12 protein-coding genes and 1 pseudogene are annotated in these 13632 nt (G+C 71.3%); 4 read left to right on the forward strand and 9 right to left on the reverse strand.

Translation table 11 applies throughout. The annotated features are described in order from the left end of the window. Positions 1-395: 395 nt before the first annotated feature. A complete protein-coding gene (locus NBX02_RS19175; RefSeq protein WP_250281324.1) occupies positions 396-692 on the reverse strand; it encodes an MTH1187 family thiamine-binding protein in 297 nt (98 codons plus the stop codon). A gap of 258 nt (positions 693-950) precedes the next feature. Between NBX02_RS19175 and NBX02_RS19180 the strand changes: the two genes are divergently transcribed. Continuing rightward, the gene (locus tag NBX02_RS19180; protein ID WP_250281322.1) at positions 951-2549 is read left to right on the forward strand and encodes an ATP-binding protein; all 1599 of its coding nucleotides are present in this window, start codon (positions 951-953) and stop codon (positions 2547-2549) included. 42 nt (positions 2550-2591) lie between these two features. On the opposite strand, the gene meaB is transcribed toward NBX02_RS19180, so the two are convergent. Beyond that, positions 2592-3611 (reverse strand): methylmalonyl Co-A mutase-associated GTPase MeaB, encoded by a 1020-nt coding sequence (meaB, locus tag NBX02_RS19185; RefSeq protein WP_250281320.1) that lies wholly within the window; start codon positions 3609-3611, stop codon positions 2592-2594. A gap of 11 nt (positions 3612-3622) precedes the next feature. Further along, entirely contained in the window at positions 3623-4807 is a 1185-nt protein-coding gene (locus tag NBX02_RS19190; protein ID WP_250281317.1) for an acetyl-CoA C-acetyltransferase, read from the reverse strand. Between the two features lie 287 nt (positions 4808-5094). Between NBX02_RS19190 and mce the strand changes: the two genes are divergently transcribed. Next, positions 5095-5517: a methylmalonyl-CoA epimerase gene (gene mce, locus NBX02_RS19195; RefSeq protein WP_250281315.1), complete on the forward strand. Its 423-nt coding sequence runs from the start codon at positions 5095-5097 to the stop codon at positions 5515-5517. Positions 5518-6227: 710 nt separating this feature from the next. Here mce and NBX02_RS19200 read toward each other — a convergent pair. Continuing rightward, positions 6228-7217 (reverse strand): hypothetical protein, encoded by a 990-nt coding sequence (locus NBX02_RS19200; protein WP_250281314.1) that lies wholly within the window; start codon positions 7215-7217, stop codon positions 6228-6230. Continuing rightward, positions 7214-7771 (reverse strand): SigE family RNA polymerase sigma factor, encoded by a 558-nt coding sequence (locus tag NBX02_RS19205; RefSeq protein WP_445548532.1) that lies wholly within the window; start codon positions 7769-7771, stop codon positions 7214-7216. Before NBX02_RS19205 ends, NBX02_RS19200 begins: the two co-directional genes overlap by 4 nt. A gap of 165 nt (positions 7772-7936) precedes the next feature. Here NBX02_RS19205 and ccrA point away from each other — a divergent pair, with 165 nt between their 5' ends. Both ccrA and NBX02_RS19215 read left to right on the forward strand, forming a co-directional pair. After that, a complete protein-coding gene (gene ccrA, locus NBX02_RS19210) occupies positions 7937-9274 on the forward strand; it encodes a crotonyl-CoA carboxylase/reductase (RefSeq protein WP_250281312.1) in 1338 nt (445 codons plus the stop codon). A gap of 145 nt (positions 9275-9419) precedes the next feature. Continuing rightward, positions 9420-10082 carry a sugar-binding protein gene (locus tag NBX02_RS19215; protein WP_250281311.1) on the forward strand — a complete coding sequence of 221 codons (663 nt, stop codon included), beginning with the start codon at positions 9420-9422 and terminating at the stop codon, positions 10080-10082. Positions 10083-10170: 88 nt separating this feature from the next. On the opposite strand, the gene NBX02_RS19220 is transcribed toward NBX02_RS19215, so the two are convergent. From NBX02_RS19220 to NBX02_RS19235, 4 genes and pseudogenes are all read right to left on the reverse strand, one after another. Next, complete coding sequence (locus NBX02_RS19220) at positions 10171-10494, reverse strand: hypothetical protein (protein WP_250292481.1); 324 nt, start codon at positions 10492-10494, stop codon at positions 10171-10173. After that, positions 10491-10991, reverse strand: a complete 501-nt coding sequence (locus NBX02_RS19225; protein WP_250281328.1) for a DUF1232 domain-containing protein — start codon at positions 10989-10991, stop codon at positions 10491-10493. The genes NBX02_RS19220 and NBX02_RS19225 overlap by 4 nt, the downstream gene beginning before the upstream one ends. 127 nt (positions 10992-11118) lie before the next feature. After that, positions 11119-12918, reverse strand: a complete 1800-nt coding sequence (locus tag NBX02_RS19230; RefSeq protein WP_250281308.1) for a 3-hydroxyacyl-CoA dehydrogenase family protein — start codon at positions 12916-12918, stop codon at positions 11119-11121. A gap of 236 nt (positions 12919-13154) precedes the next feature. Then, positions 13155-13632 (reverse strand): annotated as a pseudogene (locus tag NBX02_RS19235) (hypothetical protein); the annotation flags it as partial.

Below are 13632 nucleotides of genomic sequence, written 5' to 3' on the forward strand. Positions count from 1 at the left end.
CGCCTGGGCGGCTCGGGCTGCACCCGCGGCGGTGGCCGCCGGCCGGGCGGGCGCGGGCTTGGGGTCGAGCGGGACCGCGCCGGCGAAGCGGAGGCCGGCGAGTTCGCCGGAAAGCCGTGGATCTGAGGGCGAGGCGTTTCGCGACCTGGCGGGCCCTGGTCCTGACGACCGGGGCCCGGACGACATGGGTGACCTCCGTGGCATGACTCCATCGTTGCATCCGGGCAGCGAAACCGGACACCGCCTCGGCGGACCGGGTGCCAGCAGCCGGCCGGCACCGCGTATCCGGCCGGCTCGGAGGGCACGCAGACCCGACGAATCAGCCCAACCCGCCCAGCCTGGCCGGCCCGCCCGGCCCGCCCGGCCCCGTGGCCGGGCGACAGAACGCCGCCGGGTCACTCCTGGGCCAGGCGCCGCTCGATCGAGGCGACCTTGGTGTGTATCGCGTCGGTGGCCCCCTGGCGGATGTCGGCCTTGAGTACCAGGCTCACCCGTCCGGACCGCGCGGCCACGGCCTCGACCGCCCGGCGCACGACGTCGATGACCTCGTCCCACTCCCCCTCGACCGTCGTGAACATCGCCGATGTCTCGTTGGGCAGGCCGCTGGCGCGGACCACCCGCACCGCCTCGGCGACCAGGTCGCCGACGTCCTCGCCGGTGCCGATCGGGGTCACGCTGAACGCTACGAGCATGGTTCAAGATCTACCATGGCTGCCACCGCCTTCGTGCCGGTATCGGTGAGCCTGCCGGGATTGGTGAGTGTGCCAGCATTGGCGACGACCAGCCGCCGGATGCTACCTTCTGTGCAGGTTCCATCCCTGGGACGGCATAAACGGACACTCGACCAAACCCGGGACAACGCTCTTCGACGGCACGCCCTACTATTGCCCGCCGTGGAGTGGACGATGCGCGATGACCGGGATGACAAGGCACGGGACGACGAGGCCTAGGTGGTTCCACGGACCCTCCTCGACGCGCTGACAAGCCTGGTCGTACTCGTCGGCGCGGACGGCCGCGTGCTCGACGCGGGCGCGGCCGCGAGGACCTTTCTCGGTGAACGGCTGGCCGGGACGACCCATCTGCGGGACCTGGTCGACGTGGTGGAGCCGTCCTCGCGGGTCCGGCTGCGCGATGTCGTGCCCCGGACGCTCGGCCGTACCGGCCAGTGGCGCGGAACCGTCGACCTCGTCGACGCCGCGGGCAACCCGGCGCCCTATCTGGTGTCGGTGCGGGCCGACCCCGACGGCGGCTTCGTGATCGCCGCCCAGGACACCGAGGACATCCGGGCCCGGGAGGCGGCCGAACGGGAGTCCCGCGCGAAGGACGAGTTCATCGCCCGGCTCGGCCACGAGCTGCGCACCCCCCTCAACGCGGTCCTCGGCTTCGCCCAGCTGCTGGAGCTCGAGCCGCTGGCCCCGGAGCTGCACGACGACATCGAACGGATCATCACCGGTGGCCGGCACATGCAGGCCCTCATCGACGACGTGCTCGACCTCGCCCGGCTGCGGGCCGGCCGCGGGGACATCAACAAGGGGCCCGTCAACGTCCTGGAGATCGTCCAGGGTGTCGTCGAGCTGGTCGAGCCGCTGGCCGCGCAGCGCGGGATCCGGCGGGTCATCTCACCGGCCGAGCCGCTGGTCGCCGACGCCGACCGGCGGCGGCTGTGGCAGGTCCTGCTCAACCTGGTCGGCAACGCCCTGAAGTACGGGCGGGAGGGCGGCACCGTCCGCGTCGGGATCGTGCCCGTCACCGGGGCCCGGGTGCGGATCGAGGTCGAGGACGACGGCAACGGCCTGCCCCCCGAGGCCATGAGCAGGCTGTTCCGGCCGTTTGAACGGCTCGGAGCCGAACGGAGCGGCGTCGAGGGTAGTGGGCTGGGGCTGGCGCTGTCCCACGCCCTGGTCACGGCCATGGGCGGCGTTCTGACGGCGGCCAGCCGCTACCGGGTGGGCAGCGTGTTCGCCGTGGTCCTGGACACCATCGACGTCCGTTTCGACGACGCCTACGACGCCTACGACGACCCGGACGACGATGACGGGTTCGGGCCGCCGCCGGCCGTCACGGGCCGGCCGGCAGGAGCGAGGCCAGGACCCTGGCCAGGGCCAGGGCCAGCGACGGGGACGGTCGACAACCGCCTGCGGGTCGTGCACGTCAGCGGTGATCCGGCGACCCGGGCGATGGTCACCCATGTGCTGCGCAGCTCGCTGGGAGCGGACACGGTCTGCGTCCCGCGCGCCGCCCTCGCGCTGGACGCCGTACGGCGTGCCCGGCCGGCGCTGGTGCTGCTGGACCGGATCCTGCCCGACGCCCCGGTCGAGGAACTGCTGCGGGCGCTCGCGGCGGACGCCACCGCCGGGCAGATCCCCGCTGTCGTCCTCACCACGGACGACGACCCGCGGGACCTGACCAGGCTGCGGCAGGCGGGCGCGGTGGATGTCGCCGGAGCGCCCCTCGACGTCAACGCGGTGATCGCGGCGGCCGGCCATCTGGCAGTGCGCCGCGGCGAGCGGCAGCAGGCCGCGCACCACGCGCGCCACGCGCACCAGTAGCGCCGGCCCGGCGCCCCGGCCGGCCGGCGGGAACCGGCCGGATCACCCGATGATCGTCCCACCGCCGGTCGCGCTGGCGGTCATGCTGGCGATCACGCGCTCGGCGGCCGTGTAGGGGTCGAGCGCGCCCGCGACGACCTCGCCCGCGAGCGCGTCCAGCAGGGTGGCGTCCCGCAGGCCGCCCATGCGGGCCCGCAGCTCGGTGAGCGCGATCTGTTCGATCTCGTCGGCGGCCCGCCGGCGCCGGCGGGCGTCCAGCACGCCCCGCTCGACCATCCACGCACGGTGATCGACGATCGCGTCCACGATCTCGTCGACGCCCTCCGAACGGGACGCGACGGTCTTGACCACCGGCGGCTGCCACCGCTGGCCGCCGGCCGGCCCGGTCAGGGCGATCATGTGCTTGAGCTCCCGGTAGGTGTGCTCCGCGCCGTCCCGGTCGGCCTTGTTGACCACGAACACGTCGGCGATCTCCAGGATGCCGGCCTTGGCCGCCTGGACGCCGTCGCCCATCCCCGGCGCCAGCAGCACCAGCGTGGTGTCGGCCAGCGAGGCGATGTCGACCTCGGCCTGGCCCACCCCCACCGTCTCGACGAGCACCACGTCGAAGCCGGCCGCGTCCAGCACGCGCAGTGCCTGTGGGGTCGCCCAGGACAGCCCGCCGAGATGCCCGCGGGAGGCCAGCGAGCGGATGTAGACGCCGGGGTCGGTGGCGTGCTGCTGCATGCGCACCCGGTCCCCGAGCAGCGCGCCGCCGCTGAACGGGGACGACGGGTCGATGGCCAGGACACCGACCCGCAGGCCACGGGCGCGGAACGCGCCGACGAGAGCGGACGTCGAGGTCGACTTGCCCACCCCGGGGGAACCGGTGAGGCCGATCACCTGCGCCCGGCCGGTGCGTGGCGCCAGCAGGGCCATGATCTCCCGCAGCTGCGGGGAGGCGTCCTCCACCAGGGAGATCAGCCGGGCGAGCGCCCGCGGGGAGCCGGCGACGGCGGCGTCCACCAGGTCGGCCGGGGCCGCGGAGCGCGCGAGAGCCGGCCCGGGTGCCGGGAGGACCACCGGGGCCGAGCTCACGCCGGGACGCGCAGCACGAGCGCGTCGCCCTGGCCACCGCCGCCGCACAGGCCGGCGGCACCGGTACCGCCGCCCCGGCGGCGCAGCTCGTGGGCGAGCGTGAGGGCGATGCGGGTACCGGACATGCCGACCGGGTGCCCGAGCGCTATCGCGCCCCCGTTGACGTTGGTGACGTCCGGGCCGATACCGAGGTCGCGCATGGACTGGATGCCCACCGCGGCGAACGCCTCGTTGATCTCGTAGAGGTCCACGTCCGCCGGGGTCAGCCCCTCCTTGCGCAGCGCCGCCAGGATCGCGTTCGACGGCTGGGAGTGCAGGGACGGGTCCGGGCCGGCGACGAAACCGTGATGGCCGACCTCGGCGAGCACGGGCAGGCCGAGCTCGGCCGCCTTGGCCCGGCTGGCGACCACGACGGCCGCGGCGCCGTCGGAGATCTGCGACGCCGAACCGGCCGTGATCGTGCCGTCGGCGGCGAAGGCGGGGCGCAGCTTCGCCAGCGAGCCCGCGGTGGTCTCACCGCGGACGCCCTCGTCTTGGCTGATCAGTATCGGGTCGCCGCGGCGCTGCGGCACCTCGATCGGGACGATCTCCTCGTCGAACAGGCCGTTCTTGATCGCGGCGGCGGCCCGCTGGTGCGACCGGGCGGCGAACTCGTCCTGCTCGGCCCGGCCGATACCCCGCGTCGCGTTGCCCCGCTCGGTGCCATCCCCCATCGCCACCTGGTCGAACGCGCAGGTCAGGGCGTCGTACGCGGTCGCGTCCACAAGTTCGGCGTTGCCGTAGCGGACGCCCGCGCGCAGGGACCGCAACAGGTGCGGGCCGTGTGTCATCGACTCCATCCCACCGGCGACGACGATGTCGAACTCGCCGCTGGCGATGTAGGTGTCGGCCAGCGCGATCGCGTCCAGCCCGGAGAGGCAGACCTTGTTCACGGTGAGCGCGGGAACGCTCAGCGGGATGCCGCCCCTGGCCGCCGCCTGCCGGGCGGTGATCTGGCCCTGGCCCGCCTGGATCACATGCCCGATGATCACGTAATCGACCTGGTCACCGCTGATCCCGGCCCGTGACAGCGCGGCCCTGATCGCGAACCCGCCCAGCTCGACGGCGGAGAAGCTCTTCAGCGAACCGGACAGTTTGCCGATCGGCGTCCGGGCGCCGGCCACGATGACGGAACCAGGCATGAGTGGGCCTCCCGCAGGTACGACAGCGTCTTCGGTAACCATAACGTGATCATGACCAACATGCCGGGCGAGCAGGGGCGACCCGCGTATCCGCGCCGCTCGCGGTCAGGTGTGGCAGCATCCCGGAACGATCCCGGTGAGGACGGGACGGCGGGACGGCGAGCCGCCCGCACTTCCCGCGCCTCCTTCATCCGCATCACCGCGACGATCACGGTAATCATAATGATCATGACAATTGCGACGGCCACGACGACCACGACGACCACGGAAGAGGGGCACAGACCGCGATGTTCACCAGAATCGACCACGTCGGCATCGCCGTCCGCGACCTGGAGAAGTCCATCTCCTGGTACGAGACGACGTTCGGCCTCACGGTAGCGTCCCAGGAGGTCAACGAGGAGCAGGGGGTCCACGAAGCCATGCTGTCCGTCGCCGACGGCCCCGCGGGCGGCTCCTATGTGCAGCTGCTGGAGCCGACCCGGGCGGACTCGCCGGTCGGCAAGTTCCTCGCCCGCAACGGCGAGGGAGTTCATCACATCGGCTACGGCGTCGAGGACGTGGAGAACGCACTGGCCTCGATCAGCGCCACCGGGGTCCGGCTGGTCGACAAACGGCCCCGGCACGGCTCCATGGGCGCGAGCATCGCCTTCCTGCACCCGAAGGACACCGGCGGCGTCCTGACCGAGCTGGTGCAGGCCGCCAAACACTGATCTGCCACCCCCGGCAGCCTCCCGCCAGCCAGCGCCACGGCCCCCATCGTCGGCCATCACCGGTGCCGGCCGTCATCAGCTGACCAAAAATCCCGAAAACGACAACCGAATGATCCAGGAACCATCGCCGACGAACCGTCGCGGGGCGACCCCCCCTCCCCATAAACACCTGAAGGATGTGAATCCGCCGCTGTTCGGGACAGCGCCGGATTCACATCCTTTTTCATCCCACCACCACGCTTTTCTTTCCCGCGGCTCTTTCCTGTCTTTCCCGTGACTCTTTCCCGCGGCCATCACACCGCGGGCTCCCCGCCTTCAGGATCTCCACCTTTCCAGATCGCCATCAGACAATCTTCGCCATCCCCAGATTTTCGCAGGGCGAACACACCTCAAGATCCTTACATTTCTGGATCATCACCAGATGATCAAGAAACCACCGACGACGACCAGCTCTCGAGGGCCGGGGTCCCCAGATTTTCGCAGGGCGAACACACCTCAAGATCCTTATGTTTCTGGATCATCACCAGATGATCAAGAAACCACCGATGACGACCAGCTCTCGAGGGCCGGGGTCCCCAGATTTTCGCAGGGCGAACACACCTCAAGATCCTTATATTTCTGGATCATCACCAGATGATCCAGAAACCACCGATGACGACCAGCTCTCGAGGGCCGGGGTCCCCAGATTTTCGCAGGGCGAAAATCTGGGGCTAGCTGATGCCGCAGCCGGCGGTGAAGGGTGACGCGGTCGTGTTCAGGTCCACCGTCGCGGATGTGGGCGCGCCGACCGTCTGGAAGCTCTCGCCGGTCAGCCGCCAGGTCGTGTACGTCACCGAGTACGTCCGGTCACCGGCGGCGCCGCCGGTGGCGTTGCCGGCGGCGACGACCACCGTCCCGGGCGTCGGGCCGTCGCAGGTGAAGCCGTCGCCGTGGGCGCCCGCAAGACCGGCCGGCAGCGGCAGCGGCGGCCCGCTCAGCTGCCGCAGCTGCCTGGCCGCGATCATTTTGATCACGCCGAACGTCCTGGTGTCGGCGGCGTTGCCCCCGGTCTGGACGATCAGCTCGCCGTAGCCGTCGGCGTCGATGTCGACGATCGAGATGGTCAGTGGCGACACCACCTCCGACAGCGCCAGCGTGGCCGGCCCGAACCGGCTGAGCGTGACCACGAGGGTGTTGCCGGACAGCTGCGTCGTGTCGTCCGTGCCGTCACCGTCGACGTCGCCCTTTTTCGCCGGCCGGGACACCGGCTGCGGCAGGGGCGGAGAGTTGACGTTGCTGGGCGAGACGCTGGGCCGCCCGGCCGTCGCGCTCGGGGACGGCAGCGGGCTGGTCTCCGTGACCGGCGAGGTGGACAGCGACGAGGGCTGCGCGGTGATGGTCCCGCGGACCGGGCCGCCCACGCCGCCGCCATGGGCGGCCGACGAGGTCGGGACCCGCGCGGCTGTCGCGCCGGCCGTCTGCGCCAGCGGCGGCGTGGCCGGTTCGACCAGGGTGGTGGAGTCACGGGGCTCACTCACCACGTAGGCGATAGTGATCACACCCGCCAGCGCCAGCCCGCCGAAGGCGGCGGCCGGCACCCGCATCCGGCGCCGGCGGAGCACCCTGGCGCGGATGCGCGCGTACGCGTCCGGCGACGCCTGGAGCGGTTCGACCGCCTCGGCGAGACGCCGGCGTAGCTCGTCGGCTTCGAGCCCGGTCACCGCAGGCCCTCCAGCTTGCTGCCCAGTGCGGCGAGCCCGCGGGACGTGTACGCCTTCACCGATCCGACACTGCAGCGCATGACCGCCGCGGTGTCCGCCTCGGAAAGATCGGCGTAGTAGCGCAGGACCACGGCCTCCCGCTGGCGGCGCGGCAGCTCGCGCAGGGCCTGCACGACGGCGGCCCGTTCGACCAGGGCGTAGGCCCCCTCCTCCGCGCTGGCCGCGTGCGGCATCGGCTTGGGCGCGTGCTTGAGGGCCACGAGCCGGCGCCGCAGCGTCGAACGTGCCAGGTTGACGACGGTCTGCCGCAGGTAGGCGAGTGCCTTCTCGCGGTCCTGCAGGCGGCCCCAGGCCGCGTGCACACGGATGTAGGCGTCCTGGACGATCTCCTCGCACAGGCCGAGATCGTCAAGCAGGAGAGCGGCGAGACGGACAAGCGACCGGTAATGTTCCGAGTACAAAACGGTGAGGGCGGCGTCGGCGTCCCGCGCGACCTCGCTACGGGCGGCGTCGCTCCGCGCAGGCACGGGCCGCCACCCCTCCACGACTGTCATGGGCGCGGTCACACCGGATCAGACGCGCTCCCACCCCCAATGGTTGCTCTCACCTCAGGTTGTATCGCTTCCGGCCCCTAAGTACACCCCCTACTGGACGACTACTGGGCATACCCGCCGGTAGCATCTTGGCCCACGTCACACATGACGCATGGGAGGTCGATCGTGAAGGAAATTGCTGAGGCGATTCTTGCCGGTGACACCCCCCGGAAGGAGTTCGCGGACCTTCGCGTGCCCGAGCGGTACCGGGCTGCGGTGGTTCGCAAGGCGGACGTCAACATCTTCGCCGGACTCGCCTCCCAGGAGAAGGACCCTCGACGTTCCCTGCACGTCGAGGAGGTCGCCACCCCCGAGCTCGGCCCGGGCGAGGCGCTGGTCGCGGTCATGGCATCCGCGATCAACTACAACACCGTGTGGACGTCGATCTTCGAGCCGCTCTCGACGTTCGGCTTCCTGGAGCGCTACGGCCGGATCTCCCCGCTCGGCAAGCGCCACGACCTGCCGTACCACGTGGTCGGCTCCGACCTCGCCGGGGTCGTCCTGCGCGCCGGGCCCGGAGTGCACGCCTGGGCGCCCGGCGACGAGGTCGTGGCCCACTGCCTGTCGGTCGAGCTGGAGCGCCCCGAGGGCCACGACGACACGATGCTCGACCCGGAGCAGCGCATCTGGGGCTTCGAGACCAACTTCGGGGGGCTGGCCGAGCTCGCCCTGGTCAAGGCGAACCAGCTCATGCCGAAACCCGCGCATCTGAGCTGGGAGGAGGCCGCCGCCCCCGGGCTGGTGAACTCCACCGCCTACCGCCAGCTGGTGTCGCGCAACGGCGCGAACATGAAGCAGGGCGACGTGGTGCTGATCTGGGGTGCCAGCGGCGGGCTCGGCTCCTACGCGACGCAGATGGCACTCAACGGTGGCGCGATCCCGGTCTGCGTCGTCTCCTCCGCCCGGAAGGCGGAGATCGTCCGCCGGATGGGCGCCGAGCTGGTGATCGACCGGACCGAGGAGGACTACCGGTTCTGGAAGGACGAGCACAACCAGGACCCGAAGGAATGGCAGCGGTTCGGCCGGAAGATCCGGGAGCTCACCGGCGGTGAGGACCCCGACATCGTCTTCGAGCATCCCGGGCGGGAGACCTTCGGCGCCTCCGTCTACGTCGCCCGGCGCGGCGGGACGATCGTGACCTGCGCCTCCACCAGCGGCTTCATGCACTCCTACGACAACCGCTACCTGTGGATGAACCTCAAGCGCGTGATCGGGTCGCATTTCGCGAACTACCGCGAGGCGTGGGAGGCCAACCGGCTGATCGCCAAGGGCCTGATCCATCCGACTCTCTCCCGGGTGTACCCGCTGACCGAGACCGGGCAGGCCGCCCACGACGTCCACCGCAACCTCCACCAGGGCAAGGTCGGGGTGCTCTGCCTCGCCCCCGCCGAGGGCCTCGGCGTCCGCGACCAGGCGACGCGCGAGCGTCACCTCACCCAGATCAACCGCTTCCGCGGGGTGTAGGGGTATTGGATACGGGGTACCCGCAACGCCGGGTTTCTCGAGCACAAACCTGGCGATCGGCGCACTTTCCGGGAGACTCGATGTACGTCGGTTCACCGGCCCCGAGGAGGTCAACCATGGCAGTGGTCTGGCACGCTGATGTCCCATGACCGAACAAACCGATCTCATCCCGATGTCCGGTGGTGGGGACGCCTCGCCGGAGTTCGATCTGGTTCGTCGCGGCTACGATCCGCATCAGGTCAGGGCACATGTCAACTGGCTCGTCGAACAGCTGCGGGAAGCTGAGTCGCATCGGGCCGCGGCCGAGGCCGCCGCCTCGGAGGCCGCCATCGAGGCGGCCACCCTGCGTGACGATCTGGCCGCCAACCGGCCGGCCTGGGAGGAGTTCGGCGGGCGGATCACCAAGATCCTCCAGCTTGCCGAGGAAGAGGCCGCCGCCGTCCGCGCCGAGCGGACCCGGGAGGCCGAGGTCGCGCTGGAGGAGGCCCGGCAGACCCACGCCGACGCGCAGCGTACCCGCGAACGGACGATCCGGGAGGCCGAGACAAAGGCTCAGGAGATCGTCGCTACGGCGGAGGCGCAGGCGGAGCAGATCGTCACCAGCGCCCGGGAAGCGGCCGAGAGGGCCGAGAACGACTCCCGGCGCCGGCTCGCCGACCTCGGCCGGCAACGCGACCAGGTGACCACTCAGCTCGGCCAGTTGCGCGACCGGCTGGCCGCGGCGATGGCCCCGCTGGATCTCAGCGTGAATCCCGGCGTGGATCCGGAACCGGTGGACGCCGAACAGCCCGCCGCCGTCCACTCCTGACCCGGGCCCCGTCCGCGGGGCACGGGCCCGCGGCCGTATTCGGGCCGGGATCGCGGGCCGGGATCGCGGGCCGGGATCCCGGGCCGGATCAGCCGCCCGGCCGCGACCGGCCCGACGGATTCCGGCGGTCGCGATGGGCCCAGCAGATCGTGTGCCAGTGCCTGCGGTCGGCGACCTGGTCGTCCAGCCAGCACACCACGTGCGGGGTGGCCGGGACTATCTCCTGCTCGCATCCGGGACAGCGGTAGTACTTCCACGCGGCCGCGCCGCTGACCCGGCGGACGACCCAGTCGCCGTCCGGGTGCTGTTCGGTCGTCTCGGATCCGACGATCACGGGTGCCTGCGGTGCCTGCGATGCCTGCGCCTGCCCCTGCGCCTGCGCCCGCGCCCGTCGGGACCGGCGCCGGGTCATTGCGGGCGCGTCGCCGACGTCCGGTCGACGACCTCACCCTCGATGATCCGATGCGGGTCCGCGCCACCCGCCGGGGGACGCCGGGAAACGCCGATCCGGTTGGCGGTCGACGCGGCGATCGTCTTCACCAGCTTCGCCTTACGGATCATCCCCCGCGGCGACGACAGGGCGGCGGACGCGCCCAGCAGGAGCTGGAAGGCCCGCTCGCTGCCGCGCCAGTGCTCCCGCAGCACGGCCTCACCGGCACCGATCTCCAGCCGGCGGAACGCGAAGGCCACGATCGCGACATCGTCGAGCTGGCCCACCACCGGGATCAGGTTCGTCAGCCGGTTCTTCGGGGACACCAGATACGCCAGCGCCCCGGCCGCCTCCAGCTTGGCCGACTGGGAGACCCGCGGATCGGCCAGGACCTTCCTGAGCATCACCACGAAGTCGGGCAGGAACGTCACGATCTCGCGGCCCAGCTCCCGGACGGCGTCCTTGTCCAGCTTGTCCAGCGGGATCATCGCGGCATCCTCCGGGTGCGGCAGCAGGGGCCGGCGTGTTGGTGACGAATCACGCCGTACGGCGCCATGGTAGGCGACAGGGCCGACACCACAGCAGCCCCGCGACCGGTGCACCCGATCAGTGGACCCGGAACCCGCGCCGGGTCTTGCGGCCGAGATAACCCGCTCTGACAAGGTGTTCGAGCAGCGGAGCCGGCGCGTGGCCGGGCTCCCGGAACTCCTGGTACAGAGCGCGCTGGATGGCAAGCGTCACATCCAGGCCGACGACGTCGACGAGCGCGAACGGCCCCATCGGATGCCCGCAGCCGACCGTCATCGCCGTGTCGATGGTGTCGATGTCCGCGTAGTGGTCCGCCAGCATCTTCACCGCGTCGTTGAGGTAGGGGAACAGCAGGGCGTTGACGATGAAACCGGCCCGGTCACCGCAGCGCACCGGATGCCTACCCATCGCCCGTGCCACCTCGAAGGCCGTGGCGGTGACGTCGCCCGCGGTCAGGACGGTGGGCACGATCTCCACCAGGCGCATCACCTGCGCCGGGTTGAACCAGTGCATCCCCACCACGTCGGACGGGCGGGCGGTGGCGGCCGCGCACTCGACCACCGGCAGGGACGATGTGGTTGTCGCCAGCACCGCCCCCGGGCGTGCCACCGCGTCGAGCGCGGCGAACAGGGCCCGCTTGACCGCGAGATCCTCCACGACCGCCTCGATGACGAGGTCGCAGCCGGCGAGGGCGGCCAGGTCGGTGCTGCCCCGCACCCGGGACAGGGCGGCGGCCCGGTCGTCCAGGGAGATCCTCCCCTTCTCGACGCCCCGCTCGAGCGAGCCTTCCAGCTTCTTGCGGACAGCGGCGATCTTCTCCTCGCCGCGGGCGTGGAACACCACGTCGTAGCCGTGGCGGGCGCAGACCTCGACGATCCCGGCGGCCATCGTCCCGCTGCCGACGATGCCCACCGCCCGCACCGGCCGGGCCACCGGCCCTGTCACCGGGCCGGGCCCGCTCCCGGTGCCGGCCGCGGGCCCGGCCGCCGGCACCGTGTCGACGATCTCGGACGTGTCCGGGGCGGCATAGGTGTAGAAGCCGCGCCCGGTCTTGCGGCCGAGCATCCCGGCCGCGACCAGCTGCCGCAGCAGCGGCGCCGGGGCGTGCAGGTGGTCATGGGAGGTGCGGTGGACCGAGTCCAGGATCTCGTAGGCCGAGTCGAGCCCGATCAGGTCGAGCAGCGCGAGCGGGCCGATCGGGTGCCCGCAGCCCAGCCGCATGGCCGCGTCGATGTCCTCCCGGGTGGCGTAGTGCGCCTCCAGCATCCGCACGGCGCTGTTGAGGTAGCCGAACAGCAGGGCGTCGACGATGAAGCCGGCCCGGTCCGCGGCGATCACCGCGGTCTTGCCGACCTTCGTGACGAGGGCCTCGACGTCCGCCAGCACGGTGGCGTCGGTGACGACCGTGCGGACGATCTCGACCAGCCCCATGACCGGCGCCGGGTTGAACCAGTGGGTGCCGATGACCCGGGACGACCGGGACGTCCCGGTGGCCAGTTCGGTGACGGACAGCGAGCTGGTGTTCGTGGCGATGATGGTCCCGGACGGGCACAGCGCGTCCAGGTCGGCGAGGACCGCCCGCTTGTCCTCGAGCCGCTCGGGCACCGCCTCGATGACCAGCCGGCAGTCCGCCACCGCCGACAGGTCGGTGCCGGCGTGGATCCGGGCGAACAGCGCGTCCCGGCCGGCCCCGGTCAGCTTGCCGCCATCGACCGCCCGGTCGGTCGAGTGACGGATCCGGCCGAGCCCCCGGGCCAGCGCCCTGTCGTCGTGCTCGACGCCCACCACCTCGATACCGGCGCGCGCCAGCACCTCGGCGATCCCCGCGCCCATGGTGCCAAGCCCCACCACGCCAACCCTCGTGAAGTCCCCAGCCATCCCGGACCACCCCTCTCGTCGTCGCTGTCGTCGTTGTGCCCACCAGCGACGCGCGGATGCTCCACCAGGTCTTCGACCCACGGCCCCACAACCGGCCACGCCACGTCACGTCAGCCAAAAAAGGAACAACCAACAGGCAATCGGGCAGCCGGCATCAACCAGGAATCGCCTTCGCAACCGAACATCGTATTCTCGACCGAACTCCGACGGGACAAGGTCGACATGACCCACCGAACCTATCCGGTGGAATCCTCCGGCCGGTGTTCCTGGCAGGACCGGTGTTCCTGGCAGGAGATGACCTGGTCGGGATCGTCCAGCCAGAACGCCTGGCCATCGGGAGTGACCGTCAGACCGAAACGGCTGTGGTCCGGCCGCCCGGCGTCGATCCACCAGCGGTAGGCCGCCTCCAGTTCCTCCCACAGCCGCCGCGGCCCGTCGTGGTGAACCCGCTGGCCGGCCGCCCCGGACGTGACCGTGGCCCAGGAGCGCGAGTCCCGGTGTGACATCAGAAGAACGGCGGTGCCGTCGTCCTCCCCGCGTTCTCCCGTCACCCAGCCGGGCAGCCGGGCACCGACGGCGAAGCCGGCCTCGAAATCCGTGAACGGTTCACGCGGACAGTTCCGGGTCGTGGTGGCGCGGGCGTCCTCGGTGCCCCAGATCCGCCACAGGACCTCGTCGTCCCGCTGGCCGCGCAGCCGCATGAAGGACGCCGCG

Source organism: Protofrankia sp. CiP1_Cm_nod1 (genome assembly GCF_920888515.1).
Taxonomy (GTDB): domain Bacteria; phylum Actinomycetota; class Actinomycetes; order Frankiales; family Frankiaceae; genus Protofrankia.